The sequence below is a fragment of the Nostoc sp. UIC 10890 genome, assembly GCF_054786515.1.
In genome coordinates, this window is record NZ_JBSGKF010000085.1 from 1 (window position 1) to 2,900 (window position 2,900).

The 2,900-nt window shown below is 37.3% G+C and carries 4 protein-coding genes; 1 reads left to right on the top strand and 3 read right to left on the bottom strand.

Annotation, left to right across the window (positions count from 1 at the left end; genetic code table 11):
• The first annotated feature begins 108 nt into the window (after positions 1-108).
• Complete coding sequence (locus tag ACWATR_RS39210; protein ID WP_460345559.1) at positions 109-279, top strand: hypothetical protein; 171 nt, start codon at positions 109-111, stop codon at positions 277-279.
• Positions 280-709: 430 nt separating this feature from the next.
• Here the strand turns inward: ACWATR_RS39210 and ACWATR_RS39215 are convergent, their stop codons facing one another.
• The 3 genes from ACWATR_RS39215 to ACWATR_RS39225 all read right to left on the bottom strand — a co-directional run.
• Entirely contained in the window at positions 710-2,188 is a 1,479-nt protein-coding gene (locus ACWATR_RS39215) for a hypothetical protein (RefSeq protein ID WP_460345563.1), read from the bottom strand.
• A 115-nt stretch (positions 2,189-2,303) separates the two neighbouring features.
• Entirely contained in the window at positions 2,304-2,636 is a 333-nt protein-coding gene (locus tag ACWATR_RS39220; protein WP_460345566.1) for a hypothetical protein, read from the bottom strand.
• Positions 2,637-2,694: 58 nt separating this feature from the next.
• A partial coding sequence (locus ACWATR_RS39225; protein WP_460345569.1) for a hypothetical protein occupies positions 2,695-2,900 on the bottom strand: 206 nt, incomplete at its 5' end.

Sequence of the window (2,900 nt, forward strand, 5' to 3'; positions counted from 1 at the left end):
TGGTGTAGAGGAATAAAAAAATTCAACAATAAATAATAAAGTCCAACAATAAATAAAAAAGTTCTACAATTTCTGTTAGGTGCTTTATCCCGCTCCAGGCATCCGTCCATGAATCGCTCGCAAGTCTTACCGCCGTGCGATCGCTACATTATTACTAGAGCGATCGCCTCCGGCGGGGCAAACCAGGGAAACCATTTAAATATCCATTTTAAAAATGTTGGCAGACAAAGCTTCTGGAAGCGGTTATATTGCTGCTCAGTCCATGTACCACTAAAATGAATACTCACTGCTTGCTCACCTTAATATTATGATTCATTGCAAAACTTTTAATTTACTGAGAATAGCTGATATATCTAAATCTAAACATTAGTGTAAGTAATTGATGCTGCTGCACAAATAAGTTTTGTTTTTATAGTTGCGATTTTTCGTTGCTAAGTCATTAGTTTTCAATTGGTGTAAGAAGAATATTTATAATTGGCAACATAATAGATTTTCTTGTTCTAATCCTTCAATAATCTGTTTCTGTTCTAATGATTTATTACTTACCCAACTTAACAAATAGTATAACTGAAATAAAGGACGTAATTGCCAGTATGTAGGGTCAATTACGTTTTGACTCTGATAACCATGCCAAAAACTAGATAAAACTGCATTATTGTTAGTCTCTAGCTGTATTCATGTATTTTGATTCTCTATTTAAAGATAGTTATTATTGCTCAACTCTATAGTTTAAGCGTCCACGACTAATACTTGCGGAACCACTGATAAAAGTATAAGGTGCAGTAGGAGAACGACCATTAACAAATCCCGAATCAGGAAGTCGAGGAACTAAATCTACTAACAATTTACTGAGTGCTGCTTTCACTTCTGGTTCTGCTAGGAAATTACCTATTTGTTCGTTAACTTTAGCTTCAATCTGGGCGCGTATATCTTCAAAATTGCCAATAAAACTTCCTGCTACATCCCCTTGCAGATTGGCATCAAAACGACCAGAGCGTAATTTTAATTCTGGTAATCCACAGGTATCATTAACAATGTCAAAAACAAAAGTAAATTTTGCATTTTTGATGTCCCAATTACCAGGGATAAAACTGTTAACTGTAACTTTCCCACCATCTGCGAAAGGTGCGCTAATTTCTAGGTTATTGCCTGTTAATCGCAACTGTATATTTCTTTGAAAACGAAAGTTAGTAAACCAAACACCTAATTTTGCACCCAAAGGGCCTGGTGTTTTCAATTCTCCCAAATCTTGAATATTTTCTCTTAATCCTGCTGTGCTAAGAATCCGAGAGGGTGTAATTTTCAATTCTGTGTTATTAGTTCTAGGCTTACGATCTAGAGATATAGTAGTACCATTGATTGCCAAGTTTAATAAAGTCAATTCTCTCTCACCCAAACTCACAGCAGTTACATTTCTTCTTACCCCTCCTTCCCATAAAGTCTTGTCTGTATTCAGCGCGTAGATTTTTTCTACACTAGCCGCAGTTATTTCTTCCGCAGCCTGTGGCATATCAATTCGTCGCCAAAAATAAGCTGAACCAACTCTTTCACAGCCAGAACCACTATTTAGCCATAAAGACTTATCAGTGTTGAGCGCAAAAATGCGAGGGAGAGGAGTCCATTGATCCCCAGCAGCAGCAATGCGCTGGGCATATATTGGTCTACCTTTTAATATCCAAGGTATTGCAGTAGTATTGCTGTATTGCCACAATGATATGCCAGAAGTAGACGGCAGAAGTGTAAAAATAGCAGGAATTCTTGCACCATCAAGTCCAAGGGAAGCACCACTTGTAGCCAATGAAAACCCGAATTGAGTGCTGGCTGAACGGCTCATAATTGTTGTCCATTGAGGTGATTCATCACTGCCCGAATTTTGAAAAAGATCCGCACCTTTGACAATATGGAGTTTATTCCCAGCACACAAAATATTTGTTATGGAACCCCTACCACTGGGAAGTGTAAGATTTTGCCAATCGGAACCACGCCCACTGGCGCGATTTACAGTTATAGACCTATCTCTATGCAAAATATACATCCTACCATTAGGGCAAGCCGCTATTTTATTGGCTGTGGGAATAGAGTTAATTCTTGCCCACGATACTGATTGAGCTTTGGCTTGAGGACTTATTAAGACAAAGGTGAAAATTGGTAGGCAGAATCCCAACTTGAGGATAAATTTATATTTCATATTTAAACTTCGATTATTTTTTTACAATTGATATTCAAGTGGAAAAATATCTCAAAGTGAGCAATGTTTAGCAATAAATTATATAGCTTAATATATTGCTACTTTGAGATTTGACTTATCTAGGATTGATGGGATTGGGAGAAGTACGAATCAATCCAGGAAAGGGGTCTGGTTGTGGTTGAGGAATTTTAATTCCTCGAAGTTCTTGTGTTGCTCTGATTTTTTTGAGCCATTCTTCACATTGTTTGGGAGAACGCGAACTACAAATTTTTTGATTTGGACGAATAATTAAATCATCACGGAATATTTCTGGGTTGATACGAGTTGTCTCAATTTGAATTTGTCCAGGTTCTGCAAGTACAGACGGCATGGCGAGCGCGCTAAAAGCAACAATGCCAAATAATACGAGAAAGAGATGCTTTTCAGTACCAAATTTTGCTAATTTCATACTTTACTCCTTGAGATTTATGACTACTGATTTTCAGATTTTGGATTGGGAGACTAGGCTAGCGAAGAATTGCATAATCTACATACCATTTAACTGGGTCATCAAGGTTATTATCTTGAAAAGAAGCCCGATTTTTTTGTAGATCAATTGCAAAATCTTTGAGATGGTGGTCATCCTTAAGAAACTCAAAGCTAAAAGCTTGAATAAATGCTTTTCCCGCTAGGCGTGTAAAGGAAATTGCACCGTTAGAGTTACCACTTACAC

What these genes read in the sequence shown, in the direction of transcription:
- ACWATR_RS39210 (WP_460345559.1), top strand. Translation starts at nt 109, where the DNA reads ATGAATCGCTCGCAAGTCTTACCGCCGTGCGATCGCTACATTATTACT.
- ACWATR_RS39220 (WP_460345566.1), bottom strand. Translation starts at nt 2,636, where the DNA reads ATGAAATTAGCAAAATTTGGTACTGAAAAGCATCTCTTTCTCGTATTA.
- ACWATR_RS39215 (WP_460345563.1), bottom strand. Translation starts at nt 2,188, where the DNA reads ATGAAATATAAATTTATCCTCAAGTTGGGATTCTGCCTACCAATTTTC.